Origin of the sequence: Sphingomonas sp. AAP5, from assembly GCF_004354345.1 — a bacterium.
Taxonomy (GTDB): Bacteria; Pseudomonadota; Alphaproteobacteria; order Sphingomonadales; family Sphingomonadaceae; genus Sphingomonas; species Sphingomonas glacialis.
Window position 1 is genome coordinate 40,999 of the sequence record NZ_CP037913.1, and the last position, 23,594, is coordinate 64,592.

Sequence of the window (23,594 nt, forward strand, 5' to 3'; positions counted from 1 at the left end):
CCATTGATTAGAGACTTATTTAAAACGGGATATTAACCTTACATGCCGGGCTCCGCCGCGGCATCTGTCCCTTATTGACACGTTAAGAACATCATAGCGCGACCGGAACCGGATGGCCGAGCGCGCAGAGGGGAGAGGCGGGGCGCAATGTCGATCGAGTCGCGGACGATCGACGTGGCAATCGTCGGCGGGGGATTACACGGAAGTCTGGTCGCCCTGGCACTGGCGCGCTGGCGGCCCGACGCGCGGGTCCTCCTCATCGAAGCGTGCGATCGCTTCGGCGGTGGCCCGATCGCGCCGTTCCGGCTGCGCGACGTAGGGACGGCGATGTCGCTGGTCATCGAGCCCCTGATCGTCGGGGAATGGCCGCGCTACTATGTCGAGCTGGGCGACGAGACGCACAGCGTGGCCGACGCGCTCGGTTTGATCGACCCGGCACAACTCCATGCCGAAGTGTGCGCCTACCTTGGCTCGGCGCGATGCTGGCGCAACGTCTCGGCGATACCTCGCGGCGACCAGATCATCGCGACGCCGCGCGGCGAAATTCGGGCCGGCCTCGTGCTCGATCTCCGACCACCGCCGCCCACCGCGGGGCCAGCGATCCTGGCCACCATGATCGATTATCGCAGTCCCGATCCACTCGGGCTTCGCTACCCTATTCTGCTCGACTCGGTGCTCGCGGGGCGGACCGGGGCGGCAGTCTGGCAGTATTTCCCGATCGGACGGCACGGCGTGATGGCGCGCGCCTTACGCTTCGATGCGACACCGCTTACCTTGCCGGTGCGCTTTGCGGTCACGACCCTGCGGGCGCCGCGCGAGATTGCGCTGTCCTTTGCCGTCGATCCGCGCTGGTCATCGCTTCCGCCGCATCCGCTGCTGCCGTCGGCGATGGGATCGGCGGCGGCGCTGGCCCAGGCCGTCATCGCGCTCCCCGAATGGACGCCGGCAGCCTATGCCGCGGCTCGCGCACGCGCGGCCGCAAAGATTGCGCCCGAGGTCGCCGCGCGCGCCGCGTTGTTCGCCACGCTGCGCGATGAACCCGATCGTCGCTGCACGGTCCTCGCCGAGATAGCGATGGATATGACGGTGTGACGGCCGAACGGATTCAAGCGGGCATGCGCGCGACTGGCGCAGCGGCGCTCTGAAGCGCGGGCCTGAGCGTCGGCAACGGCAGCCAGTGCGTGGGCACAACCGCGCGGCAGAGATCGTCGCTCCACCAGCATGCGGGGTGACCAGAACTTTCGGCGAGCCACTGGCAGCGACCGATCAACGTGAGGCGATCACCGTCGGCAACCGCGAAGAGAATCTCGCTGCCGTCGGTCTGCGCAGAAGAAATGACACGCCAATATTGCATAGGAGGATTCTGCAGCGCCACTATTCTGTCGAAACCGAACGCTATCCCAGCGCGGCGCGCGTATCAATATGCATCACCAATATTGGTGATGACCGGGGCGCCGCGCGGGTGATCGCAGGTCACAGCACATAGGCCATGACCTTGTGGAACAGTCCTTCGCGCGACGAGACATCGAGCTTTGCGTAGATCGACCTGATTTGGGTACGCACTGTATCGAGCGAGACCCCGTGACATTCGGCGATGCCGTCGGCGACGCTGCCATTCAGCAACTTCAGCAGCACCGCATGTTCGGCCTTGGTGAGATCGAACACCCGGCTGAGATTGGCGAAGCGCGGCGTTTCGGTGCGCCAGAAGGTGACGGCGATGAGCGGTCGATCGAGATCGCTGAGGCGGCGGATCTGCATCACGATATGATTGTCGTCTGCGCTGAGCAATTCCCAGCAGCGCGTCGTATCAGTGCTGGCGCCGATCGCATCGACCAGCTGCGCGTGTTGCGCGCTATCGACCGCGCCCAGCGCGGCCTTGCGCACTTCGAGATCGTGACGCTGCGCCAGGAACGAGTCCGCGGCCTCGTTAGCCCAGACGAGTCGCAGGTTGCGATCGACCAGCACACGCGGCACGGGATCGGTCATCAGCCAGTGGCACAGGCTGCCGTCATGCGACGCGGGTGTCTCGGACGCGTGGCTCCGCGCGAAAATAGGAGGTACGCTCTGCAAAGGTATGGAACGCTCGATTACCATGCGCAGCGCCGTCCCAACCCCGTGCATCGGCTCGACGCACACGGTTTTTGCGGAAAAGTCTGTTGAGCCCCCGCGCGCTTGTTCGACGCCCGCTCGAAACGGCCCATCGTTACTATCCCCGTCCTTGTTACCCGCGGTTGCTCCATTTTATTGTTAATGGTTGCTTAACCGCGGCAATTACGTCGCATGTGTAACGATAGAATGACAAGAGCAAAATAGTTGAAGAACCGTACCGAGTCAGGACGCCAGATCGCGAGCCGTTTGCGCGCCGACGAGACCGCGATATTCGCGCGGCGTCATGCCGAAGCGCGTGCGGAAACTGCGGCTCAAGTGCGAAGCGTCGCTAAACCCCAGCCGGTGCGCAATGGCGCCGATCGTTTCGCCGCGGTCGACTTCGGCGATTGCGGTCCGCGCCCGCTCCAGGCGCTGCGAGACGATATAGGCATGCAGGCCACCCGTCTCGGCGAACGCGGCGAATAGCCGCGCACGCGGCACGCCAAGCACCTCTGACAAATTGGCCGCGGTGATATTGCCGGCTCCCAGTCGCCGTTCGATCTCTTCCTTGGCGCGCGACAGCAGAGCCTGTTCGGGCGACGTCCTCGGCGTTTCGCCCGGCGCGACGTCGCCAACCAATATCTCGATCAAATCGAGGAAGACGCGACCGAGCGCGGGCGCCAGCGCGGCGCTCAGCCGCGGGAGCGATCGACGCACCTGCGCGGCGTGCGCGAACAGCATGTCGCTTTTCGGTGGGGACACGACAAGACCGTGCAGCGCGCTGAGCGGCCCGAAACGGGCGTGGGCAACAGCGCGCGGGATGATGACGGCATAGGTCTTGCTGGCGGTCGAGACGTGCAGCGACGGCAGACCGAGATCGTGGAAATGCAGCGATCCAGCGGGTTCGTAGAAGGCTTGCCCGTTCATATCCCCCTGCGCCAGCCCTTCAATCATCAGATTGATGATGATCGGATCGAAATCCGACTCGCGAATGTCTTCCTTGCGGCGTTCCCAGCGCTGTCCGGTGATCTCCGTATAGACGAACGTCACCTCGCCCAGTTGCGATGCTTCCCAGCATGTGTTGAATGGCTCGGTAGGTTCGGTACGGTAGACGGCTCTCTCGCGGGGCCAATTGCGCATGAGCCAAGCCCGATAGCGGTCCTCCGCAGGCAAACCCTCGGTTGAATAATAGTCGATTGGAATCGTGGTCGCGGCCGCTTCATTCTGCTCGTTGCGGCAAGCGCTCATGGGCGACACGGAGTCGATAGCGGCAGGTGGAATTCTTCGCGTTATCGAACCATCAACCGCCATCGGCGCATCCTGTCGCGCGTACTTTGTTCGGTCAATGTCGTTTTAACCATCGTCCGCTCCAGAGTATGGGAGAAGTGCAAAGCGGCTGTGTGCCGAACGCCTTGACGCGGACCTTCCGCCGTCTGAGAGCCGCGTCATGACTCTTTCTCCCGCGTCTGTCCTGCTGCCCGATCGGACGGGGCTGTCCGACGAGATCGCCTATTTGCGTGCGGCCTATCCTGCGGCGAAGTGGCAAAGCCATCGCAATTATGGCGAGCTGACCGCGTTCTGGCTGCACGTCCATGCCAGCCTGCGCGAACAGACGGCGCGACTCGACGGCATGACCGCGAGCTTTCGCGAGGGCCGCATGGCGGTCGGCGCGTTTCAGGCTGCGCTCGTTCCGGGGCTCAATCACTTCCTGCACCATTTGAGCGGACATCACGGAATCGAAGACCAGGCCTATTTCCCCAAATTCCGCGCGCTCGATCCGCGCATGGCGGCGGGGTTCGATGTGCTCGAGAGCGACCATGGGATCATCCATGCCGGGCTAGAGGCGACGCTCGACGCTGCACGCACGATGCTGCGCGCATTCGGCATGCCGGGCGATTCTCGCCCCGCAGTCGATGCCTATGCCGGCACGAGCCACATCCTGTTCGCGCAACTCGTCCGGCATCTGGCCGACGAGGAAGAAATCGTCATTCCCGCAATGCTCGAACACGGCGAACGCCGCGTCAGCTGAGCTGTGGCGATAGCGGTTCCTTAACCGCACGATGGCTATCCCGCGAAATGACCGAGATGGATCACGCCTTCGGTGCCTTCGCCGGAAACGACGAAACGCGCCGCCTTGCAATGCTCGATGGCCTGAACATTCTCGACACGCCCCCCGAGGCGGAATTCGAAACGATCATCGCCTGTGCGCAGCGATTGCTCGGCACCAAGATCGCCTTGCTGTCGCTAGTCGGCGAGGATCGCCAATGGTTCAAGGCGAAGCGCGGGCTCGATGCGAGCGAGACGCCGCGCGCACACTCGTTCTGCGCGCATGCCATCCGCGACGACGGGTTGCTGGTCGTGCCCGACGCGACGCGCGATCCGCGCTTTGCCGACAATCCGCTGGTGCTCGGAGCGCCGCACATCCGCTTCTATGCCGGCGTGCCGATCCGCGCGACCGATCCCGCGATGCCCGAGCGCAGCTATCCGATGGGCACGGTGTGCGTCATCGATGATCAGCCACGCACGCTCAGCCCCGACGAAGCGACCGTGCTGTGCGAGCTCGGGCATCTGGCCGAATCGCTGCTTTCCGCGCGTGCGCTCGCCGCGCGCGCGAGCATCCTCGCGCAGGAGCGCGGCGCGGCGATGCAGCGGCTCGACATCACGCATCGCCAGTTCCGACAGGCTGAGCGGATGGCCAATATCGGATCGTGGCGGCTGACGCTCGACGACAATCGCACCGAATGGTCCGATCAAATCTATGCGATCCACGGCATGGCGCTGGGGGTGAAGCCCGGTCTCGAAGAGGCGCTCGCTTTCTATCCGCCAGCGGCGCGGAGCCAAGTGGTCGATGCGCTGGGGCGCACGATCGAGACCGGCGTTCCCTTTTCGGTCGAGACCGATTTCGTGACCGCGCAGGGCGCCATCCGCCGGATCTGCTCGATGGGCGAGCTCGAATTGCGCGACGGCAAGGCAGTCGCGGTGATCGGCGTGATGCAGGACATCACGATTCGCTATCGGATGGAGCAGCAATTGCGCCACAGCGCGCGGCGCGACGATCTCACCGGCCTCGCCAATCGCGCCTATTTCAACGAAACGCTCGACGAGGCACTGGCGACGGCGCGCCGGCAAGACACGCGGCTCGCGCTCGCGCTGATCGACCTCGACCATTTCAAGACGATCAACGACACGCAGGGGCATCTCGCGGGCGATGCGGTGTTGCGACAAGTGGCGACGTGCCTTGGCGCCGAATATCTCGCCGGGACCTTTGCGGCGCGGCTCGGCGGTGACGAATTCGTCCTGCTGATCACGCGCGACACCGCGTTGCAGGATCTCACCGGGCTGCTCGACCGGCTGGCGCGCGATCTGCGCCGGCTCGGTGGCACGGGCGAGGACGGGATGACGGTGTCGGCGACGATAGGCGCGGCATGGCTCGACCGCGAGGTGCGCGACCGCAGCGACTTGCTCCACCACGCCGATATCGCGCTGTACGAAGCCAAGCGCGCACGGCGCGGGACGGTGAGCGTCTATCGGCGCTCCGCGGGATAGCCGCACGCGTACGGCGAAGGGATGGTGGCAGGACGGGGCAATCGCCTAAGGGAGGATTACACCGCGCCGCCAGGAGAGTTTCGATGAACGCCATTTGCTGTGCCGCACGGCTCGCGCCACAGGGCTGAGCCGTGGCAAAGAAGCGCTACCTCACCGCGACGTTGCCCGACGGCTATGTCAAGACGATCGGGCCGACGAGCACGGCGTTCACGCATTATTGGCGGATCGTCGCGCTGCTCGCCAACGGCAAGAGCGAGGTGTTCTGGGGCCATACCAAGTCGCTTGCCGAGGCCAAGCGCAAGAAGTCGGCGCTCGCGGAGGCAGCGGCACAGCGCGGCTGGAAAAGCCATGTCTTCGAGATCGCCGAACTGGTCGAAACCCAGCCCTGACGCGCGACCCGCGTTATGCCTCGGGCGGGGTGCGCCAGCGGCGCGCCAGCGCGCGCGGAACGGTCGCGATCATCAGCAGCGCCGACAGCACCAGCGCGGTGCCGATCACCTTGGGAAAGGTCGCGTGCGAGCGTGCGATCAGGATCAAGCCGAGGATCGCGCCCGCAGCACCGGCCATCCGCGTGCCGGTGATCAGGAAATAGCGATTGCGCGCGGTGGTGTCGGCGTCGGTCATGCGATCGGTTCCTGCATCAGCCGCGGCAACGCCGGGACCACGTCGGCAACGGCGTGTGCGCCGGCAGCGGTCAGCTCGCCGACCGGATGATAGCCCCAGGCCACGCCGAGCGCGCGCACACCGGCGGCGCGCGCCATCAGCATGTCGAAGCTCGTATCGCCGATCATCACCGTCGTCGCCGGAACCGCGCCGGCATCCGCCATCGCGGTCGCGATCATCGAGGGGTGCGGCTTCGAGGGATGGCGATCGGCGGTCTGCAGCGTGACGAAGCGCGCGGCGATGCCGTGGTGGGCGAGGATATGCGCGAGGCCACGGTCGGACTTTCCCGTCGCGACGCCGAGCACCCAGCCGTCTGCCGCGAGGCTGTCGAGCACGTCGACGATCCCCTCATACAGCGGCTCCTCGGCCATCGCGCCCGAGGTCCGCAGCCGGAAGAAGGCGTCCTTGTAATCCTGCGCCAGACTGCGGTGGAGCGCGTCGTCGCCCGTCGGCAGCAGCATCCGCATCGCCTCGACCAGGCTCAGCCCGACGATCCGGCGGATCGCCGCGCGCGGTGGCGCCTCGATCCGCGCGATCGAAAACGCTTCCTCGACCGAGCGGCAGATATTGTCCTGGCTGTCGACCAGCGTGCCGTCGCAATCGAACAAAGCGAGGCGGTTGGGGGTAGAGGTCTGCATCGTGCTCATGCGTTGCGCATCCAATAAGCGATCCCGCGCCGTCCGGCCGCCTCGACGCCGTCCGCCGCCGAGAGGCGCGCCGCGTCGGGCTTGTTCTGCCCGAGCTTGCGCGTGCCGCGCCAGCCTTGCACCTCGAGCGTGAAGCCGACGATCCCGCGCGTCATCTGGTCGAACACGGAAGGGGTCATCTTCGCGCGCGTCCAGGCGGGCTTGGGGGCAAGCCGTGCTTCCTGTTCGGCCGAGAGCTGGTCGAGCTGGCTGACCAGCCCCGCTTGATCGAGCCGCCGCATCCGACCCTCGAGCTCGACCGCGACGTAGTTCCACGTCGGCACTTGCTCGTTGCCGAGATCGTACCAGTCGGGGCTGATATAGCCATCAGGCCCTTGCGCGACGAACAGTCCCGTCGCGCCATCGAGATGCTTGGTGATGCCGTTGCCGCGCGAGACATGCAGCGCGAGCGTGGTCTCATCGCGCCACACCACCGGCAAATGCGCCACGCGCGGCCCGTCGGGCGTCGCGGCGAACAGCGTGCCGAATCCGAGCTCGCGCACCAGATCGCGCATCTCCGCGCGGTCTTCCCAGCGAAAGGTCGAATCGGGATGCATCAGCCGCGCGCGACGCTCAGGTCGCTGCGCCGCGCCGGCGGCGTTCGCCCTTGCGGTCCTTGCGCATCGTCTTGTTGTGCTGGCGCGCCTGCTGCTTCTTGACCGCGCGGCTCGGGGGTGGCGGCTCCTCGAGCGGCATGGTGTTGCCGAGCATCTCGTCGAAACCGAGTTGCTTGAGGCTCTCGGCGAAATGCGTCGGCAGTTCGGCCTGGACGTCGATCTGCCCGCCATCGGGGTGATCGATCCGGATGCGCCGCGAATGCAGATGCATTTTGCGGCTGATGTTGCCCGTCAGGAACGCGGCCTGCCCGCCATATTTGCCGTCGCCGACGATCGGATGGCCGATCGCCGCGAGATGGACGCGCAGCTGGTGCGTGCGGCCGGTGTAGGGGATCAGTTCGACCCAGGCGGTGGTCGTGCCCGCCATCTCGATCACGCGGTAGCGCGTGCGGGCGGGCGAGCCCTCCTTCTCGTCGACGTGCATCTTCTCGCCGCCCGAGCCGGGCTGCTTGCCGATCGGCAGTTCGATCGTGCCGTCCTCGATCGAGGGAACGCCAACGACCAGCGCCCAATAGGTCTTTCGCGCGGTGCGCGACGAGAACGACTTCGACAGGAACCCAGCGGCACGCGCGGTGCGCGCGATGACGAGTGCGCCCGACGTATCCTTGTCGAGCCGGTGGACGAGCTTGGGACGCCCCTCGAGATCGTCCTGCAGCGCGTCGAGCAAGCCATCGACATGCTCGATCGTCTTGGTCCCGCCCTGCGTGGCGAGGCCGGGGGGCTTGTTGAGCACGATCACTTGCGCGTCGCGGTGGATCACCATTTCGCGCGCGAAGGTCATCTCGTCGTCGCTCAGCGGCGGGCGCTCGCGCTTGACGGGGGCGTCGACGCGGACCGGTTCGGCCGGGGGCACGCGGATCGACTGGCCGGCGACGACGTGATCGCCCGGCTTGGCGCGCGCGCCGTCGATGCGCAGCTGCCCGGTCCGCGCCCATTTGGCGACGGTCGTGAAGCTCGTGTCGGGCAGATGCCGCTTGAACCAGCGATCGAGCCGGATGCCATCATCGTCGGCGCCGACGTTGAACTGGCGGACGTCCGAAGTCGCCTTGCTCGGCTTGGGCGTGTCGATGCTCATGCCGCCACCCGCGTGAGCGAGAGGCCGAGGAACAGCGCAACGATCGCGCCGACGACCGAGAGCAGTGTATAGCCGAGCGCGGTCGCGAGATCGCCGCGTTCGATCAGCGACACGACGTCGAGCGAGAAGGACGAGAAGGTGGTGAAGCCGCCGAGTACGCCGACGCCGAGCAGCAGGCGCCAGTTCTCGCCCGCACTGTGGCGGGCGAGGATGCCGACGAGCAGCCCCATCGCGAAGCCGCCGACCAAATTCACGGTCAGCGTGCCAAAGGGATAATCGGGGCCGAAGCGCGCGAGCGTGGCGCGGCCGACGAGGAAACGCGCAGCGGAACCGAGCGCGCCGCCCGCCATGACGAGGATGAGATGATACATGCTGCGTGCGTTAGCGCGAATCGCACGCAATGAGAACCTCGCGCGCAACGGTGGCGGTTTGCCTGGCCTTCGGCGTCAGCAGCGCGGGCGGCTAGCGTCCGTTATTGGCCACCATATCGACATCGGTCCCGCCATCGCGGCGGCTGGTGAGGAAAAGCACATACGCCCCGCCATCGCGCTGCCGCGTCCCACCAAGCGTGTGCTCGGCGCCGTCGGACTGATGATCGGCACTGAAACCGGCATTGGTGACGCGGGTATAGTACCAGTCGATCACCGTCTTGAGCGAGGCGTTCGTCGCAAAGCTGACCGCGCGCAGATGGCACGCTGCGGTATCGGCACCAGCCGCCTCGACGACGCGTGCTCCGGGATAGAGCGGCACGTCGCCGGGCACACGGTCGGCCCAGGCCGCCGAATAGCGCATCGACCCGGCGCATGCGCTGGTGCGCTTGTCGGTTTGATTCGCAGCGAGCGCGCCGAGCGTGAGCGAGTCGCGCGCCGCCTTGCAATTCGGGCAGTCCTTGGTGGTCGGCGCTGGGGCTTGCTTGGCGCGCTGGCTGACCGCGCTGCCTTGGGTGCCGGCCGCGCCACCGGCGGTCTGCGCGATCGTGACGGGCGGCACGCCGCCCGAATAGGGTTGCGCCGGGGGCCGGACGGTGTTCGCGTTCGATTGCTGCGCGAGCGACGGGTCGACCATGATCTGATCGTGCAGCGCCGACGTCATCGCCGGATCGCTGCTATTGGGCGCGCCGGTGCCGGCATCGACCAGTTCGTTGTCGAGCGTGTCGAGATCGCGCTCGCCATCGCGCTTGCCGCACGCCATCAACGCCAGCGGCAGCACCAGAACGCTCAGAAAGACCCGCTTACGACTCATCGACGTGACGCTCCACACCCACTGCACCCTTTGGACCGGCTGCAGTTAATAATTGGTTGGGCATAGCATACCCGTTTGCGGCGCGCTTGCGCAGGCGGCTTATCTTGGTTCATGGTCCGGATATGGGACTCATCGTCAATCTGATTTCGATCTTGGCCGGACTCGTCGCCTTGCCGGTGGCGCTGGTCGGCTTGGTGCCGTTCTTCGGCCTCGCCAATTATCTGGCGATCCCGATCGCCATTGTCGGCGCGGCGCTCGGGATGCTGTCGGGCTATCGCTCGGGCCGCAATTTCAACCTGTTCGTGCTCATTGTCGCGGTGATCCGTCTCGTCCTTGGCGGCGGCGTGATCTGACAGCAAAAGGCCCGACGCTTTCGCGCCGGGCCCTGTGGTTAAGTACGTGTCGCGCTCAGCGGCACTGGACCTGGCCGCGATCGACCGACTGGCCGAGCAGCGCGCCCGCGCCGCCACCGATCAACGTACCCAGCGTGCGCGATCCACCGCTCGCGAGCGAATTGCCGAGCAGGCCGCCGGCGAGACCGCCGATGATCAGGCCGGTCGTGCCGTCGCTGCGGCGGCAGTAATAGCGGTTGTCGCCACCGCGATAGATGCGGTCGTTGCGACCGAGCCGGCGCGGCTGATAATAGCTGCCGTCGCGATAGTAACGGTCGGCCAGATAGGTCCGCTGGCCTGGCTCATAGCGATTATAGTCGTAGCTGCGATACTGCTGCCAATTGCGCTGGCGCGCATCCTGGCGGCGGTCCTGACGCCAATCCTGACGTGCGTCCTGGCGATAGTCCCGGCGGTCATCGCGGCGGTCGGCCCGCTCATCACGGCGATCGTCGCGGCGGTCGGCGCGGTCATCGCGGCGCTGGTCCTGGCGGTCGCCGCGATAGTCTTGCGCGGTCGCGGGGATCGCCGAAAGCGAGGTCGCGGCCATTACGGCTGCGAGAAGAAACTTGCGCATGTCGAATGCTCCTTGAGACAATCCGTGCTGGATTGCAGGTAGAACCGTCGGCATGCCCGGAGGTTGCGTGAACGGGAAACTACGGCCCGTTCACGCCCCCGCAAGAGATCAGGCGTGGAGACTGTGCGTCAGCGTCACTTCGGCGTTGAGCACTTTCGAAACCGGGCAATTCTGCTTCGCATCGAGCGCGATCGTCTCGAATTGCTCGGGCGAAATACCCGCGACGCTCGCCTTGAGATCGAGCGCCGATTTGGTGATGGTAAAGCCGTCGCCGTCCTTGTCGATCGTAACCTTCGCGGTCGTCTCGAGCTTGCCGTCGGTGAACCCGGCACCGGCGAGCGCGAAGCTCAGCGCCATCGTGAAGCAGCTCGCATGCGCGGCGGCGATCAGTTCCTCGGGGTTGGTGCCCGCGCCCTCTTCGAAGCGGCTGTTGAAGCCGTACTGCGTGTCGGACAGCACGCCCGATTGCGTCGAGACATGGCCTTTACCATCCTTGCCAAGGCCATCATAGCTGGCCGATCCGCTGCGAGTCGTCATGGGGTATTCTCCAAAAGATAAGGCGCGGACCGTTGCCGATCCGCGCCTGTGGTATACGCCGTATGGGGCTGGTTAGTTGCAGCGGCGGTCCGCGGTGCTGGCGCGATCGAGCGCGCGGCCACCGAAGGCGCCGGCAACGCCACCGAGCACGGTCCCGAGCGTCTTGTCGCCGCGGCCCGCGATCGAATTGCCGAGCAGCGCGCCGCCGACGCCGCCGACGAGCAGGCCGGTCGTGCCGTCCGAGTGGCGGCAATAGCGACGGCCGTCGCGGCCCTCATAGACGCGCGGCTGATAGTGATGGCGGTGGTCCCGCGCTTCGGCGTGCGTCGCGGGGGCGACCATCGTTGCGGGGATAGTGACGGCTGCCGCGCTGAGTGCGAGGATCAAGGTGCGCATTGGTAAAACTCCCGTGGAATGCATTTTGCTCTGGATGAAGTCCAAAGCGGTAACGATGGGCGTTTTAGTCAGGTTGCATGAACCTGAAACAACCTCGCGTTCAGAAAGTCGAAGCGCCGCGACAAAGCCGAGAATGACGAGGCGGATCTGTTCACGCTTTCTGCACTATTCACAGCGCGGCGATAGCATTTGCGGCCTTGGTGCAACTCGCAAGTCGTGAGGGCATCTCGACTGTCGGCGAGCGACGGCGTGACCGGAAACAGGAGCGGCATCAGGCGCTTATGTCGCGACGTCAGCCTAGGTGCCCGCGGGAAACCAGGCCGGTGTCGCGACGAGGGCATCGGGCAGAAGGGCAGGCGCCTCCCCAGGGGTTTACGGCCGCGAGAAAAGATATCGCAAGCGTGGCCTGCGATTCAACTTGAGCGCCGTGCTGGCCACCGGGATTCCGGGTGGAACGGTTCGCGAGAGCCGGCCCGCTCCTGGCGACCGAACGCAAGACCTGGCGTCGCTTGGCGGCGCAGGGGGCGCGAGCCGCCGAAACCTGATGGCGCGGGTAGGTTTGCCAGCAACCCGCCAAGCGGATCGAAGTCCGGCGACAGGGGGCGGCAGCACTGCCAGCCCCTTTTTGTCGAAGATGCGCGACGCAGAGACGGCGGCTCAGCGGGGCTCGGCCGCCAGAATGTCGCGCGCGCGCGCGCAGTCGGCCCCCATCTGCGTCGTCAGCGCCTCGAGCGTGTCGAATTTCGCTTCGGGGCGCAGATACTCGATCAGTTCGACTTCGATCTGCTGGCCATACAGGTCTTCGGAAAAATCGAAGAAATACGGCTCGAGCAATTCCTTCGGCGGATCGAAGCTCGGCCGGATCCCGAGGTTCGCCGCACCGTCGAGCACACGCCCATCGGCCAGCCGCCCGCGCACCGCATAAATGCCGTACGCAGGCCGGAGATATTTCCCCATGTCGAGATTGGCGGTGGGATAGCCGATCGTCCGACCGAGCTTGTCACCATGCTGCACCGTTCCCGCGACCGTGAAGGGGCGCGTCAGCAGCTTGGCCGCGCCGCGCGGGTCCCCCGCCTTGAGCAAGTCGCGGATCCGGCTCGACGAGACGGCAACACCGTCGAGCGTCACTGCGCCGACCGTCTCGACCGCAAAGCCGTGCTCGATGCCAAGTGTGGCGAGCACCGCGACATTGCCGCTCTTGGCCTTGCCGAAGGTAAAATCCGCGCCGGTCACCACGCCGCCGACCCCGAGCTTGTCGATCAGCCGATCGGTGACGAATTCGCGCGCGGTCAACGCGGCGAGCGCTGCGTCGAACTGGAAGACGACCATCGCATCGGCACCCGCCGCAGCGAACAGCCGCTCGCGCTGGTCGAGTGTGGTCAAGCGGAAGGGGGCGTTGTCGGGCTGGAAATGCCGTACGGGATGCGGATCGAACGTCGCGACCAGCGCGGGCCGCCCCTCGGCGCGCGCGCGCGCGACGGCAAGCCCGACCACAGCCTGATGCCCCAGGTGAAATCCATCGAAATTCCCGAGCGCGACGATGCCAGCGCGCATCGCCGCCGGAACCGTCGAGCCGCCGTCGAGCCGCTTCATGGCGTCGGCTATACGGTCGGCTTCGCGCGCGCGCTAGGGGGCGGGCGCGATCCCGGCGCGGAGCACGCGCAGCACGTTGCCGCCCATCACCTTGGCCACATCGGCGTCGCTGAAGCCGCGGTCGATCAGCGCTTGCGTGACGGCGGCAAGCTGGCTCGCATCGAACCCCGTCGTCACCGCGCCGTCGAAGTCGGAACCGAGCCCGACATGGTCGATCCCGGCCACGTCGCGGACATGCGCGATCGCGGCGGCGGCCGCTGCGGGTTTGGTCGAGCAGATCGCGGCATCCCAATAGCCGATGCCGATCACCCCGCCGGTGCGCGCGATCCCGCGAATCTCGTCGTCGGTCAGGTTGCGGTTGACCTTGCAGGTCGCCTGCACCCCGCCATGGCTCGCGACGATCGGGCGGCGCGCCATGCCGATCACCTCGGCGATCGTCGCGTGGCTCGAATGTGCGACATCGACGATCATGCCGATCGCTTCCATCCGCCGCACCACCTGCCGTCCGAGCCGGGTAAGCCCGCGCTTCGCTACGCCGTGCATCGAACCCGAGACTTCGGTGTCGAAGAAATGCGCAAGCCCCGCCATGCGGAACCCGGCGGCGTGGAGCCTCTCGAGATTGGCGAGCTTGCCCTCGAGATCCTGCAACCCCTCGATCGACAGCAGGCCGCCGACGACCTTCTGCCCGCGCGCGCGGTCGGCGAGGAGGCGGTCGAGCTCGGCGGGGGTGCGGATCACGCGCAGCTGGCCGTTCGAGGCGGCGGCATAGCGATCGAGCTTCTGCGCGTGCCACAGCGAGCGCTCGAGCAGCGAACCCCAAGTCCGCGGCGGCTGGAGATCGGCGATCGCGAGCGCGGTGATGTTGTCGCTGTCGGCGCGGTTCGAATCGTAATTCTGGTGTTTCGGCGTCTTGGTCACCGAAGAGAAGATCTGCAGCGCGTAATTGCCCGCGAGCAAGCGCGGCAGGTCGATCTGCCCACGGTCGGCGCGGTCGAGCAGGCTGCGCTGCCACAGCAGCGTATCGGCGTGCATGTCGGCGATCTGCAGCGTGGCATGCAGCGCGCGGGCACGCGGGCTGATGGCAAGCGCTATGGGTTCGACTTTGTTCATCGACCGCTCGACGATCCCGGGGGCGAGCACGAAGAAGGCGATCAGGCCGAGCACGATGAGCACCGCTACCCCAGCCAGCACCTTGCGCATCTCGCTCTCCCCGTCGTGCCGGCTTTCTCGGGCAGGGTCTGCCGCGTCCGGTCAGCGCGGGGTATGCGGGATCGTCGGCGCGGCGACAAGCCGCTGGCGGTCACCGCCTGCTGAGCGTCACGAAGGCATAGGCTGGACGCGCGCCGTCGGCCGGATGCGGGTCGCGAGCCCGCTCGTGCCAGCCGTCTAAGGGCGGCACGACGGCATCGCCGGGCGGGCTCACATGCACCTCGGTCAGCTCGATGGCTTCGGCGCGGGGCAGCAGCAGCGCGAAAATCTCGGCACCTCCGATCACTGCAATATCGCCATCGCCCGCCAGCGCGAGCGCTTCGTCGACCGAATGGGCAACCTCTGCGCCAGCCGCAGCCCAAAGCGGGTCGCGCGTCAGCACGATATGGCGGCGGCCGGGCAGGGGCGACGGGAAGCTCTCGAAGGTCTTGCGCCCCATCAGCATCGGCTTGCCCATCGTCAGCGCCTTGAAGCGCTTGAGGTCGGCAGGAAGGTGCCACGGCAGTTTGCCGTCAACACCAATGACGCCATTGTCGGCGCGCGCGAGGTATAGCGTGATCATGCCGCCGTCATGCCCGCGCGCGCCGCGATTGGCGAGAGGGCTCAGTCTGGTGCGTGATCCTTGACCCACGTCTTGGGATCCTTGTCGACCGCCTTGACGCCAGTCAGATGCTCGGCCTCGAAGGTGGCGAACTTGACCCCGAGATCGTGGCGCTCCTGCAGCGTCGCATTGAGGCGGAAGTCGGTCAGGCCCTGGCGTTCTTCCTCCGCCATATGGTCGCTGTTCGCCTTGTTGCATTCGCCGAGCGCCTCGAACCACGCCGTGCTGCCGACCTCTTCCTTGTCGACCGCAGCGGCGGTGTCGCGGATGTCGTTATGATCCTCGATCGCGTCCTCGGTCTCCTCGGCGGCCGAATCGGCATCGTTGCCGCCTTCGCCGATTTGCATCAGGCGCGGATAGAAGAAGCGCTCCTCGGCCTCGGCATGCGAATCGAGCAGTGCGTGGAGGCGGTTCCACAGCGCCGACAGTGCGGTCGTGTCCTTGGGATCGATCTGTTCGATCTGCGCGAACAGCGCGCGCTGCTGGCCGTGTTCGTCGAGGATGAGTTGCGTGATGTCCATGATCGGCCCCTGCGTGAATTGCAGGAGCTAAGCGCGCATCGCGCCGCGCGGTTCCGTGTCAGACCGCGACGGCTGCCTTGATATGCGGCTGCGCGACATAATCGTGGAGCACGAAATCCTCATAGGCATAGCCGTCGATCGCGTCCGCCTTGCGCAGGATCTCGAGCCGCGGCGGCGGCCCCGGCGTGCGCGACAGCTGTTCGCGCGCCTGGTCGAGATGGTTCGAATACAGGTGGCAATCGCCCCCGGTCCAGATGAACTCGCCGGGCTCGAGATCGCATTGCTGCGCGAGCAGCATCGTCAGCAGCGCATAGCTCGCGATGTTGAAGGGCACGCCGAGAAAGATGTCGGCGCTGCGCTGGTAGAGCTGGAGCGAGAGCTTGCCATTCGCGACATGCGTCTGGAACAGGCAATGGCACGGCGCGAGCGCCATCGCGTGGAGATCGCCCGGGTTCCACGCGCTGACGATCTGGCGGCGCGAGGCGGGGTTGGTTTTGATCTGCTCGATCAGCTCGGCGATCTGGTCGATGTGGCGGCCGTCCGCCGTTTCCCAGTCGCGCCATTGCTTGCCGTACACCGGGCCAAGATCGCCCTTCTCGTCGGCCCATTCGTCCCAGATGCTGACTTTGCGCTCGCGCAGCCAGTCGACATTGGTGTCGCCGCGCAGGAACCACAGCAATTCGATCACGATCGAACGCAGATGCAGCTTCTTGGTGGTCAGCAGCGGGAAGCCAGCGGCCAGATCAAAACGCATCTGGTGGCCGAAGACGGAGAGCGTCCCCGTGCCGGTGCGGTCCATCTGGGGGGTGCCGTGGTCGAGCACGCGGCGCATCAGGTCGAGATAGGCTTGCATGGCCGGGGGTCTAGCGCGCCCGTGCCGCGACGCCAACCGTTGCCGTTTTGGAGACGCTTTGTGTGGCGCCGTGCGGAGCCGCTGCGCAGAGCGCGGCATGGGGACGGGGCTTTTCGAGGAGCGCGCGAATCGCGGCGCTTGCGCGGCGCTCGATCTGCCCGACGCCGTCCTCGCGCGCTTCCTGCCGATCGCGACCGCCGCGCAGGAGGTCGCGGCGTTTGGCTATTTCGATCCGGAATGGCGGCTTCTCGCGATGCGACACCTTCCGCCGCGCCAGGTCGATGCGGTGACGATCCCGTTTCGCACGATCGTCGCCGATGCGCTCGCGTCCGACTGCGCGCTGGTGGTGATGGCGCACAACCATCCGAGCGGCGATCCGACGCCGAGCGCCGCCGATTACAGGCTCACGCGCCGGATCGCGCAGGCGTTGCAATTCATCGACGTGGCACTGTTCGACCATCTCGTGATCGCAGCGCACGGCTATCGCAGTTTTCGCGCGCGCGGACTGCTATGAGCGGGCGTGGAGCCGGCACGCCTTGATCGCGCTCGGCTCGGGGCGCGGGCCCGTCGCGCGGAAGGCGGCGAGATAGCCGCCCGCCGACGGCATGTCATAGGTCGCGACTTCGCTATAGCCGACCGCGGCAAACTCGCATTTGAGCAAGGCGGGCGGGGTGCCGTGATTCTGCGTCGGGCGATCGGCGTCGACGACGATCGCGAGGCCACCGGGCTTGAGCGACGGGCGCATCCGCCACAGGAATTCGTAGGGCTGCTCGATCTCGTGATACATATGGACCATCAGGATCCGATCGAAGCTGGCGGCCGGCAGCCGCGGATCGTTCGGCGCGCCGAGCCGGACGCTCACGCTTTCGAGATGTTCGCGCGCCACCCGCAGCGCGAGCGCATCGCGGACGTCAGCGACGATGTCCTCGGCGAGCACACGGCCTTCCTTGCCGACGCGGTTGGCGAGGCGGATCGTGTAATAGCCTTCGCCCGCGCCGATATCGGCGACGGTCATGCCGGGCTTGATCCCGGCCTTGGCCATCACTTCGCCCGCTTCATTGAGCCGGTCGCGATTCTCCTCGGTCGACCAGCGCGCCGAGACGATCGCGGCGACCGGTCGATCGGCGGCGGGGAAGGGGCCGACCTTCGGGCTGCGATCGGGCACCGTCGCCGAACCGCCGTCGCACGCAGCAAGCGCGAGAAGCGCCACGCCGACCAGGGCGGCCTTCCCCCGTCTCGCCGGGGACGGACAGACGGGGGAAGCGCGCATTATTCGACGTCCTCGACCTCGACCGTCTCGCCGGTCACACGCTGCGACAATGCGGCCGCCATGAACGCTTCGAGATCGCCGTCGAGCACGTCGGACGGGCTCGACGAGGTCACGCCGGTGCGCAAATCCTTCACCATCTGATACGGCTGGAGCACGTAGGAGCGGATCTGGTGGCCCCAGCCGATGTCGGTCTTGCCGGCATTCTCGGCATTGGCCGCGGCTTCGCGGATCGCGAGCTCGCGCTCGTAGAGTCGCGCGCGGAGCTGGTTGTACGCTTCGGCCTTGTTCTTGTGCTGGCTGCGCTGGTTCTGGCACTGCACGACGATGCCGGTCGGGATGTGCGTGATGCGCACCGCCGAATCGGTCGTGTTGATGTGCTGCCCGCCCGCGCCGGATGCGCGATAGGTGTCGATGCGCAGGTCGCTCTCGTTATATTCGACCTCGATATTGTCGTCGACGACCGGATAGACCCACACGCTGGCAAACGAGGTGTGGCGGCGCGCGGCGCTGTCGTACGGGCTGATGCGGACGAGGCGGTGGACGCCGCTCTCGGTCTTGGCATAGCCATAGGCGTTCTCGCCTTTCAGCAGCAGCGTCGCCGACTTGATCCCGGCCTGTTCGCCCGAATGCTGGTCGATCAGCTCTACCTTCAAACCGTGGCGCTCGCCCCAGCGCGAATACATCCGGCTGAGCATGCCCGCCCAATCCTGGCTCTCGGTCCCGCCGGCACCGGCATTGACCTCGATATAGGTGTCGTTGCCATCGGCCTCGCCCGCGAGCAGCGCCTTGACCTTGTCCTTGTCGGCGCGCGCGGCGAGATCGGCGAGCGCGGATACGCCCTCGGCCTCCATCTCGGTATCGCCTTCGGCCTCGGCCATCTCGATCAGCTCGGCGGTGTCGTTGAGCTCGCTCTCGATTGCGCGCGTGGCGGTGATCGCCTCCTCGAGCCGGCGACGCTCGCGCATCACGACCTGTGCCGCCTTGGGGTCGTTCCACAAGGCCTGGTCCTCGACGCGCGCGTTGAGCTCGTCGAGCCGGCGCAGCGCGCGGTCCCAGTCGAGGAAGCGGCGGAGCAGCGCGAGCGCGTCCTTGATCGAATCGATATGAGCCTGCGCTTCAGCGCGCATGGGGTTACTCCAGACTTGAATTCGTCGCCCCGGCGAAGGCCGGGGCCGCTATATAGGATGCGAGACGCCAATTGTCCCGCGACAACCGGGCGGCCCCGGCCCCCTGTGAGATTGGCGCCGGGGCAACGACCGTCGCTAGTAGATGCCACCCTGCTTTTGCAAGAAGTCGCTATCCTTGCGCGCCTCGCTCTGCGCCTGCGTCGCCGCGCGCGCGCGCGCTGTAGCGGCGGCTGCGGCCGTGGCGGCTGCGGCGGGATCGGGCACGATCGTACCGCGATGGATCACGCGACGCGGCTCGCTCTCGGGCTTGAACGCTTCCCAGATCACCGATGCCTTGGGGTCGTCGCTCGGCCAAGCGCCGAACACCGGCTTGCCGCTCTGCCGGTCGATGCGGACCATGCGGATCCCGGCGGGCGCGCGGAACGGGAGCTTGTCCATCCCCTCATAGGCTTTCACCGCGAACGCCTTGAAGATCGGCGCAGCGAGCGTCCCGCCCTGCGCGCCGCCGCCAAGCGAATGTGGCGTGTCATAGCCGATATACAGCCCGCCGATCATCTGCGGCGTGCCGCCGATGAACCACACGTCGGTCGGCCCGGTATTGGTGCCGGTCTTACCGAAGATCGGCCGGTCGAGATCGCGCAATACGGTTGCGGTGCCGCGCTGGATCACGCCCTCGGCGATGTGGATCATCTGGTACGCGCTCATCGCATCGACGATCTGCTTGCCGCCCGCGACCGGTCGCGGCATCGGCCAGCCGTTCCAGTCGGGCGCGTTGCAGCGGTCGCACGCATGCCAATTCTCGGGCCAGACCACCTTGCCGTGGCGATCCTGGACGAAATCGATCAGCGACGAGGGGTGCGAACGCCCTTGGTTGGCGAGGATCGCATAGGCGTTGACCATCCGCGACACCGTCGTCTCCCCAGCACCCAGCGCGAAGGAGAGGTAGGGCGGATATTTGCCGACGCCGATGCGGTCCATCAGCGACACGACGTGCGGCATGCCGGTGGTCGCGGCGGCGCGCACCGTCATCAAATTGCGCGACTGCTCCACGCCCCAGCGCATCGTATGCGCGCCCGATCCGCCGACGCCGCCGAAATTCTTGAAGCATTTTTGGCCCAACCGCGCGCCCTGATAGACGCAGAACGGACCGTCGACGATGATCGAGGCGGGCGTCATCCCGCCTTCGAGTGCTGCGGCATAGACGATCGGTTTGATCGTCGACCCCGGCTGACGCATCGCCTGCGTCGCGCGGTTGAACGCCTGGACGCGGAAGTCGAACCCGCCCTGCATCGCCAGCACGCGGCCGGTCTGCGGCTGCTCGACGACGAACGCGCCGGAGATCTTGGGCACCGAGCGCAAGGCGAATTCGCTCCCGCTGGGCGCGACCGCGATGATGTCGCCGGGTACCATCTTGGCAAATGCGGTTCCGCCGCCGCCCCGCACCGGCATTTGCGCGGCGAAGCGCGGCAGCGTCCCGGTGCTGCCGTCGGAGAAGCCGAGCTGCGCCGCGCTGGCATCGCGCGCGATCACGATCGCGGCGCGCCAGTCATCATAGTCGAGCCCGATATTGGTGTTGAGCAACGCGCCCTGCCACCTGTCGTCGGTGATTTCGGCATGCCCGATCGGCCCGGACCAGCCGCGCCCCTGGTCGAAGCGCAGCAGCCCCTGGCGCAACGCGGTCTGCGCGTAATCCTGCATCTTCTCGTCGAGCGAGGTCCGCACCCACAGCCCGCCCGAATAGACGCTGTACGGCCCGGCGCGCTCGTCTTCGCCGAACTTGTCGATCAGCTGGCGGCGCACTTCCTCGACGAAATAGCCCGATCCCGCGGTCTCGGTCTTGGGGGTCTGGCGCGGCACGGTGCCGAGCGGCTCGGCGCGCGCTTGGTCGTGCTGCGCCTGGGTGATGAAGCCGTTCTTGAGCATCTCGCGCAGCACATACGCGCGGCGGCCGAGCGCGCGGTCGGCGTGGCGAACGGGATCGTAGTTCGACGGGCCCTTGGGCAGGATCGCGAGATACGCCATCTGCGCGAGATCGAGCTGCGTCAGATCCTTGCCGAAATAGGCGTAGCTCGCCGCCTCGACGCCGAACGCGTTGCGGCCGAGCGCGATCTGGTTGAGGTAGAGCTCGAGGATCTGCGGCTTGGTCAGCGTATCCTCGATCCGGTAGGCGAGGATCGCCTCCTTGATCTTGCGCGCATAGCTCGTCTCGTTGCCGATCAGCAGGTTCTTGGCGACTTGCTGCGTGATCGTCGAGGCGCCGGCGGGGCGCTTGCCGCTGGTCAGATTGTTGACCGCCGCACTCGCAATGCCGAGATAGTCGACGCCGTGATGCTCGAAGAAGTTCTTGTCCTCGGCGGCGAGGAAGGCGCGCACCAGCAGCGTCGGATATTCGTCGTAGCTCAGCTCGACGCGGCGCTCGCGCGCATACGCGTGGATCGGCATGCCATCGACGTCGCGGACATTGGTCGGCAACGGCGGCTCATAGGTGCGCAACTTGTCGACCGAGGGCAGGCCTGCGGCAAACGCGAAATAGAACACCGTCGCGCCGAGCACACCAAGCACGCCGAGCGCGGCGAGCGTCTTGACCCACCAGCGCCCCCAGACACGCTGGACCACGCCGGCGAACCCGTCGATCTCGCGACGGATACGGAAATTCACGCTGTTTTCGGGTTCGGCCATATCGGGGTGAGGCTCTAGCAAGATTCGCGAGGCTTGCCAGCCTTGTCCCTCTGCACTTGGGGAAGGAGGAGCGAAGCGACGGGACATTGCGGGCGATGGCGACGGGCGCTGCCCTCACCCTCCCACTCGACTGCGTCGAGCGGGCCCCTCCCTCTCCCGTTGGGAGAGGGGGTTAGTCTCTGGACGCCATCCGCCGCGCGAAATGGACCTGGACCGCGCGTTCGATGCTTTGCGCGATCTTGTGGCGGCCCTCGGCGCTGTCGATGAAGTCGGCGTCGTGCGGGTTCGAGATATAGCCCGTCTCGAACAGGATCGAGGGCATGTCGGGCGCCTTCAGCACCATCAGCGACGCCATGCGGTGGAAGTTGGCCTTGACCGGGATCAGCGGCTGCGCCTCGCGGCCGAGCAGCCGCGCGAAGCTCGCCGAGGCGTTCATCGTCTCGCGCTGCGTCAGGTCGATCAGGATCGAGGAGATGTCGGCCGACGTCGAGGCGAGGTTCACGCCCGAGATGATGTCGGCCTTGTTCTCGCGCGCCGCGAGCTTGGCCGATTCCTTGTCGGAGGCGACTTCGGACAGCGTGTAGACCGACGCTCCGCTCGCATTGCCCGAGCCGACGCTGTCGCAATGGATCGAGATGAACAGGTCGCCGCGGAGCCGTCGCGCGATGCCGAAGCGTTCCTGCAGCACGAGGAAGCGATCGTCGTCGCGCGTCAGCGCCACCCGCACGCGGCCCGAGCGGAGCAATTCGTCGCGGATCGCCTTGGCGATCTTGAGCGTCACGTCCTTCTCGCGCCGCCCGTCGAGCGGCGAGATTGCGCCCGGATCGACGCCGCCATGCCCGGCATCGATCACCACCAGCGGGCGGCTGTCGTCGTCGCCATAGATCCGCGGCAGGCCTGCGCTGCGCCGCGCGGGCGGGATCGGCACGGTGACCTGGTAGCCGCTCGTATCGGCCGCTTGCGCCAGCCCCATCGTGAAGGGCGGCAGGAAGTGCATCCGGCGCTCGCTTGCGGCGCGGACAAAGGTCGTGTCGTCGACGGTACGCAATTCGAGCGTCAGCTCGCGCCCGTCGCGGCCGAACTGGCCTTCGGTGATCAGCGTCGGCCGCGCGAGATCGAACACGATGCGCACGCCGTCGGGACCGCGTGGCGAGAGTCGTACCGCCGAGATCGCGCCGCCACTCGTCAGCGCGCCGCCCGGCCGCGCGCCCTTGAGGTCGAGCGCGATGCGCTGCGGCTGCGCAAGGATAAAGCTCGACGCATCGGCGATCGGCTGGTCGAAGCGCAGCACGATCCGGTCGTGCTTCACCTCGACGCGTTCGATCGACGCCGCCCAGCCGGGAGCACCGGCAAACCAGCAGGCCAGCAATGCGAGGAGGAACGACACCGTCTTGTAATGCAGCCGGATCGCAGGGGCGGTAAAGCGAAAAGGCGTTGGCTGCCCGGTGCAGGCACGACAATCGGCGGGAGCGGGGGATGCGGTCATGCAGCTTGGGTAGAGGGCGAGGTCGCAAGACCGCCTTGCCGGGTGCGGTTAATGCCGGGGTAGGCATAGATTTGCCGGTGCCCGGCAAAAAGCTGCCAGTTGCTGCGCACGACAGGGGATGCTACGCAATAGACAGTACCCCGTCCTCTGCCTGGTTCAGGCAGCGTTCAGGGCCACTTGGCCGCCCCACAATCCTTTGGCGCGGCCCATCCAGGTTGACGTTCGCATGCTGCATTTATCCCGTCCCTCGCTCCGCCCGGCTTTCGCCGGCGGAATCGCGAGCGCGCGGGGTGCTCCAGGCCGGAAGGCGGAGCGTGCAGCGCGAGCAGAGGCAGTTTTCGTAACAACCCAGGGCGGCGAACCAGGCGACCTTTTTGCCGGGACCAGCCCTTTCATTGATCGCGCGCGACCAGCGCCACGGCGCTCAGCGCCCTTGGAC

Annotated in this window: 27 protein-coding genes; 7 read left to right on the forward strand and 20 right to left on the reverse strand. The window is 66.6% G+C overall.

The window, feature by feature from the left end:
* The first annotated feature begins 147 nt into the window (after positions 1–147).
* A complete protein-coding gene (locus E2E30_RS00215; RefSeq protein ID WP_133186142.1) occupies positions 148–1,092 on the forward strand; it encodes a lycopene cyclase family protein in 945 nt (314 codons plus the stop codon).
* A 136-nt stretch (positions 1,093–1,228) separates the two neighbouring features.
* Positions 1,229–1,486: a hypothetical protein gene (locus tag E2E30_RS00220; protein ID WP_133186144.1), complete on the forward strand. Its 258-nt coding sequence runs from the start codon at positions 1,229–1,231 to the stop codon at positions 1,484–1,486.
* Here the strand turns inward: E2E30_RS00220 and E2E30_RS00225 are convergent.
* Together E2E30_RS00225 and E2E30_RS00230 are read right to left on the reverse strand one after the other, a co-directional pair.
* A complete protein-coding gene (locus E2E30_RS00225; RefSeq protein WP_165954424.1) occupies positions 1,474–2,094 on the reverse strand; it encodes a helix-turn-helix transcriptional regulator in 621 nt (206 codons plus the stop codon). The two genes, E2E30_RS00220 and E2E30_RS00225, sit on opposite strands and share 13 nt — an antisense overlap.
* Positions 2,095–2,331: 237 nt before the next feature.
* Positions 2,332–3,228, reverse strand: a complete 897-nt coding sequence (locus E2E30_RS00230; protein WP_189675945.1) for a helix-turn-helix transcriptional regulator — start codon at positions 3,226–3,228, stop codon at positions 2,332–2,334.
* A 307-nt stretch (positions 3,229–3,535) separates the two neighbouring features.
* Between E2E30_RS00230 and E2E30_RS00235 the strand changes: the two genes are divergently transcribed.
* The 3 genes from E2E30_RS00235 (at position 3,536) to E2E30_RS00245 (ending at position 6,023) form a co-directional block, all read left to right on the forward strand.
* The gene (locus tag E2E30_RS00235) at positions 3,536–4,117 is read left to right on the forward strand and encodes a hemerythrin domain-containing protein (RefSeq protein ID WP_133186151.1); all 582 of its coding nucleotides are present in this window, start codon (positions 3,536–3,538) and stop codon (positions 4,115–4,117) included.
* Positions 4,118–4,164: 47 nt separating this feature from the next.
* The gene (locus tag E2E30_RS00240; RefSeq protein WP_240698988.1) at positions 4,165–5,634 is read left to right on the forward strand and encodes a sensor domain-containing diguanylate cyclase; all 1,470 of its coding nucleotides are present in this window, start codon (positions 4,165–4,167) and stop codon (positions 5,632–5,634) included.
* 131 nt (positions 5,635–5,765) lie between these two features.
* Complete coding sequence (locus tag E2E30_RS00245) at positions 5,766–6,023, forward strand: hypothetical protein (RefSeq protein ID WP_133186153.1); 258 nt, start codon at positions 5,766–5,768, stop codon at positions 6,021–6,023.
* A 13-nt stretch (positions 6,024–6,036) separates the two neighbouring features.
* Here the strand turns inward: E2E30_RS00245 and E2E30_RS00250 are convergent, their stop codons facing one another.
* From E2E30_RS00250 to E2E30_RS00275, 6 genes are all read right to left on the reverse strand, one after another.
* The gene (locus E2E30_RS00250; protein WP_133186155.1) at positions 6,037–6,258 is read right to left on the reverse strand and encodes a hypothetical protein; all 222 of its coding nucleotides are present in this window, start codon (positions 6,256–6,258) and stop codon (positions 6,037–6,039) included.
* The gene (locus E2E30_RS00255; protein ID WP_240698989.1) at positions 6,255–6,944 is read right to left on the reverse strand and encodes an HAD-IA family hydrolase; all 690 of its coding nucleotides are present in this window, start codon (positions 6,942–6,944) and stop codon (positions 6,255–6,257) included. Before E2E30_RS00255 ends, E2E30_RS00250 begins: the two co-directional genes overlap by 4 nt.
* Entirely contained in the window at positions 6,941–7,540 is a 600-nt protein-coding gene (locus E2E30_RS00260) for an FMN-binding negative transcriptional regulator (RefSeq protein ID WP_133186157.1), read from the reverse strand. The genes E2E30_RS00255 and E2E30_RS00260 overlap by 4 nt, the downstream gene beginning before the upstream one ends.
* Positions 7,541–7,556: 16 nt before the next feature.
* Positions 7,557–8,675, reverse strand: a complete 1,119-nt coding sequence (locus E2E30_RS00265) for an RluA family pseudouridine synthase (RefSeq protein WP_133186159.1) — start codon at positions 8,673–8,675, stop codon at positions 7,557–7,559.
* Positions 8,672–9,046: a fluoride efflux transporter CrcB gene (crcB, locus tag E2E30_RS00270; protein ID WP_133186161.1), complete on the reverse strand. Its 375-nt coding sequence runs from the start codon at positions 9,044–9,046 to the stop codon at positions 8,672–8,674. Before crcB ends, E2E30_RS00265 begins: the two co-directional genes overlap by 4 nt.
* 91 nt (positions 9,047–9,137) lie before the next feature.
* Positions 9,138–9,917: a hypothetical protein gene (locus tag E2E30_RS00275; protein ID WP_133186163.1), complete on the reverse strand. Its 780-nt coding sequence runs from the start codon at positions 9,915–9,917 to the stop codon at positions 9,138–9,140.
* A 122-nt stretch (positions 9,918–10,039) separates the two neighbouring features.
* On the opposite strand from E2E30_RS00275, the gene E2E30_RS00280 reads away from it, so the two are divergent.
* On the forward strand, positions 10,040–10,270 hold the full coding sequence (locus E2E30_RS00280; protein ID WP_133186165.1) for a hypothetical protein: 231 nt from the start codon (positions 10,040–10,042) through the stop codon (positions 10,268–10,270).
* A 55-nt stretch (positions 10,271–10,325) separates the two neighbouring features.
* On the opposite strand, the gene E2E30_RS00285 is transcribed toward E2E30_RS00280, so the two are convergent.
* The 8 genes from E2E30_RS00285 to E2E30_RS00320 form a co-directional block, all read right to left on the reverse strand.
* Positions 10,326–10,883, reverse strand: a complete 558-nt coding sequence (locus tag E2E30_RS00285; protein WP_133186167.1) for a glycine zipper 2TM domain-containing protein — start codon at positions 10,881–10,883, stop codon at positions 10,326–10,328.
* A gap of 108 nt (positions 10,884–10,991) precedes the next feature.
* Positions 10,992–11,420: an OsmC family protein gene (locus E2E30_RS00290; protein ID WP_133186169.1), complete on the reverse strand. Its 429-nt coding sequence runs from the start codon at positions 11,418–11,420 to the stop codon at positions 10,992–10,994.
* A 72-nt stretch (positions 11,421–11,492) separates the two neighbouring features.
* The gene (locus tag E2E30_RS00295) at positions 11,493–11,816 is read right to left on the reverse strand and encodes a glycine zipper 2TM domain-containing protein (protein WP_133186171.1); all 324 of its coding nucleotides are present in this window, start codon (positions 11,814–11,816) and stop codon (positions 11,493–11,495) included.
* A gap of 657 nt (positions 11,817–12,473) precedes the next feature.
* On the reverse strand, positions 12,474–13,409 hold the full coding sequence (locus tag E2E30_RS00300) for a bifunctional riboflavin kinase/FAD synthetase (RefSeq protein WP_133186173.1): 936 nt from the start codon (positions 13,407–13,409) through the stop codon (positions 12,474–12,476).
* A gap of 33 nt (positions 13,410–13,442) precedes the next feature.
* Positions 13,443–14,609, reverse strand: coding sequence for a dipeptidase (locus tag E2E30_RS00305; protein ID WP_133186175.1), 1,167 nt, complete (start codon positions 14,607–14,609; stop codon positions 13,443–13,445).
* A 100-nt stretch (positions 14,610–14,709) separates the two neighbouring features.
* Complete coding sequence (locus E2E30_RS00310; protein WP_133186177.1) at positions 14,710–15,180, reverse strand: dihydrofolate reductase; 471 nt, start codon at positions 15,178–15,180, stop codon at positions 14,710–14,712.
* A gap of 41 nt (positions 15,181–15,221) precedes the next feature.
* Positions 15,222–15,740: a hemerythrin domain-containing protein gene (locus tag E2E30_RS00315; protein WP_133186179.1), complete on the reverse strand. Its 519-nt coding sequence runs from the start codon at positions 15,738–15,740 to the stop codon at positions 15,222–15,224.
* A gap of 58 nt (positions 15,741–15,798) precedes the next feature.
* The gene (locus E2E30_RS00320) at positions 15,799–16,593 is read right to left on the reverse strand and encodes a thymidylate synthase (protein WP_133186181.1); all 795 of its coding nucleotides are present in this window, start codon (positions 16,591–16,593) and stop codon (positions 15,799–15,801) included.
* Between the two features lie 97 nt (positions 16,594–16,690).
* Here E2E30_RS00320 and E2E30_RS00325 point away from each other — a divergent pair, with 97 nt between their 5' ends.
* The gene (locus E2E30_RS00325) at positions 16,691–17,107 is read left to right on the forward strand and encodes a JAB domain-containing protein (RefSeq protein WP_133186183.1); all 417 of its coding nucleotides are present in this window, start codon (positions 16,691–16,693) and stop codon (positions 17,105–17,107) included.
* Here the strand turns inward: E2E30_RS00325 and E2E30_RS00330 are convergent.
* The 4 genes from E2E30_RS00330 to E2E30_RS00345 all read right to left on the reverse strand — a co-directional run bounded on the left by E2E30_RS00330 (position 17,102) and on the right by E2E30_RS00345 (position 23,056).
* Positions 17,102–17,863, reverse strand: coding sequence for a class I SAM-dependent methyltransferase (locus tag E2E30_RS00330; RefSeq protein WP_133186185.1), 762 nt, complete (start codon positions 17,861–17,863; stop codon positions 17,102–17,104). The genes E2E30_RS00325 and E2E30_RS00330 overlap by 6 nt on opposite strands.
* Positions 17,863–18,990 carry a peptide chain release factor 2 gene (gene prfB / locus E2E30_RS00335; protein ID WP_133186187.1) on the reverse strand — a complete coding sequence of 376 codons (1,128 nt, stop codon included), beginning with the start codon at positions 18,988–18,990 and terminating at the stop codon, positions 17,863–17,865. Before prfB ends, E2E30_RS00330 begins: the two co-directional genes overlap by 1 nt.
* 135 nt (positions 18,991–19,125) lie before the next feature.
* Positions 19,126–21,669, reverse strand: coding sequence for a penicillin-binding protein 1A (locus tag E2E30_RS00340; RefSeq protein ID WP_133186189.1), 2,544 nt, complete (start codon positions 21,667–21,669; stop codon positions 19,126–19,128).
* 172 nt (positions 21,670–21,841) lie between these two features.
* Positions 21,842–23,056, reverse strand: a complete 1,215-nt coding sequence (locus E2E30_RS00345; RefSeq protein WP_133191849.1) for an N-acetylmuramoyl-L-alanine amidase — start codon at positions 23,054–23,056, stop codon at positions 21,842–21,844.
* Between the last annotated feature and the right edge of the window lie 538 nt (positions 23,057–23,594).

Bases quoted from the DNA above. Each gene is read 5' to 3' on its own strand.
- E2E30_RS00215 (WP_133186142.1), top strand. From the start codon at position 148: ATGTCGATCGAGTCGCGGACGATCGACGTGGCAATCGTCGGCGGGGGA.
- E2E30_RS00225 (WP_165954424.1), bottom strand. From the start codon at position 2,094: ATGGTAATCGAGCGTTCCATACCTTTGCAGAGCGTACCTCCTATTTTC.
- E2E30_RS00230 (WP_189675945.1), bottom strand. From the start codon at position 3,228: ATGCGCAATTGGCCCCGCGAGAGAGCCGTCTACCGTACCGAACCTACC.
- E2E30_RS00235 (WP_133186151.1), top strand. From the start codon at position 3,536: ATGACTCTTTCTCCCGCGTCTGTCCTGCTGCCCGATCGGACGGGGCTG.
- E2E30_RS00240 (WP_240698988.1), top strand. From the start codon at position 4,165: ATGACCGAGATGGATCACGCCTTCGGTGCCTTCGCCGGAAACGACGAA.
- E2E30_RS00250 (WP_133186155.1), bottom strand. From the start codon at position 6,258: ATGACCGACGCCGACACCACCGCGCGCAATCGCTATTTCCTGATCACC.
- E2E30_RS00255 (WP_240698989.1), bottom strand. From the start codon at position 6,944: ATGAGCACGATGCAGACCTCTACCCCCAACCGCCTCGCTTTGTTCGAT.
- E2E30_RS00260 (WP_133186157.1), bottom strand. From the start codon at position 7,540: ATGCATCCCGATTCGACCTTTCGCTGGGAAGACCGCGCGGAGATGCGC.
- E2E30_RS00265 (WP_133186159.1), bottom strand. From the start codon at position 8,675: ATGAGCATCGACACGCCCAAGCCGAGCAAGGCGACTTCGGACGTCCGC.
- crcB (WP_133186161.1), bottom strand. From the start codon at position 9,046: ATGTATCATCTCATCCTCGTCATGGCGGGCGGCGCGCTCGGTTCCGCT.
- E2E30_RS00275 (WP_133186163.1), bottom strand. From the start codon at position 9,917: ATGAGTCGTAAGCGGGTCTTTCTGAGCGTTCTGGTGCTGCCGCTGGCG.
- E2E30_RS00280 (WP_133186165.1), top strand. From the start codon at position 10,040: ATGGGACTCATCGTCAATCTGATTTCGATCTTGGCCGGACTCGTCGCC.
- E2E30_RS00285 (WP_133186167.1), bottom strand. From the start codon at position 10,883: ATGCGCAAGTTTCTTCTCGCAGCCGTAATGGCCGCGACCTCGCTTTCG.
- E2E30_RS00290 (WP_133186169.1), bottom strand. From the start codon at position 11,420: ATGACGACTCGCAGCGGATCGGCCAGCTATGATGGCCTTGGCAAGGAT.
- E2E30_RS00295 (WP_133186171.1), bottom strand. From the start codon at position 11,816: ATGCGCACCTTGATCCTCGCACTCAGCGCGGCAGCCGTCACTATCCCC.
- E2E30_RS00300 (WP_133186173.1), bottom strand. From the start codon at position 13,409: ATGAAGCGGCTCGACGGCGGCTCGACGGTTCCGGCGGCGATGCGCGCT.
- E2E30_RS00305 (WP_133186175.1), bottom strand. From the start codon at position 14,609: ATGCGCAAGGTGCTGGCTGGGGTAGCGGTGCTCATCGTGCTCGGCCTG.
- E2E30_RS00310 (WP_133186177.1), bottom strand. From the start codon at position 15,180: ATGATCACGCTATACCTCGCGCGCGCCGACAATGGCGTCATTGGTGTT.
- E2E30_RS00315 (WP_133186179.1), bottom strand. From the start codon at position 15,740: ATGGACATCACGCAACTCATCCTCGACGAACACGGCCAGCAGCGCGCG.
- E2E30_RS00320 (WP_133186181.1), bottom strand. From the start codon at position 16,593: ATGCAAGCCTATCTCGACCTGATGCGCCGCGTGCTCGACCACGGCACC.
- E2E30_RS00325 (WP_133186183.1), top strand. From the start codon at position 16,691: ATGGGGACGGGGCTTTTCGAGGAGCGCGCGAATCGCGGCGCTTGCGCG.
- E2E30_RS00330 (WP_133186185.1), bottom strand. From the start codon at position 17,863: ATGCGCGCTTCCCCCGTCTGTCCGTCCCCGGCGAGACGGGGGAAGGCC.
- prfB (WP_133186187.1), bottom strand. From the start codon at position 18,990: ATGCGCGCTGAAGCGCAGGCTCATATCGATTCGATCAAGGACGCGCTC.
- E2E30_RS00340 (WP_133186189.1), bottom strand. From the start codon at position 21,669: ATGGCCGAACCCGAAAACAGCGTGAATTTCCGTATCCGTCGCGAGATC.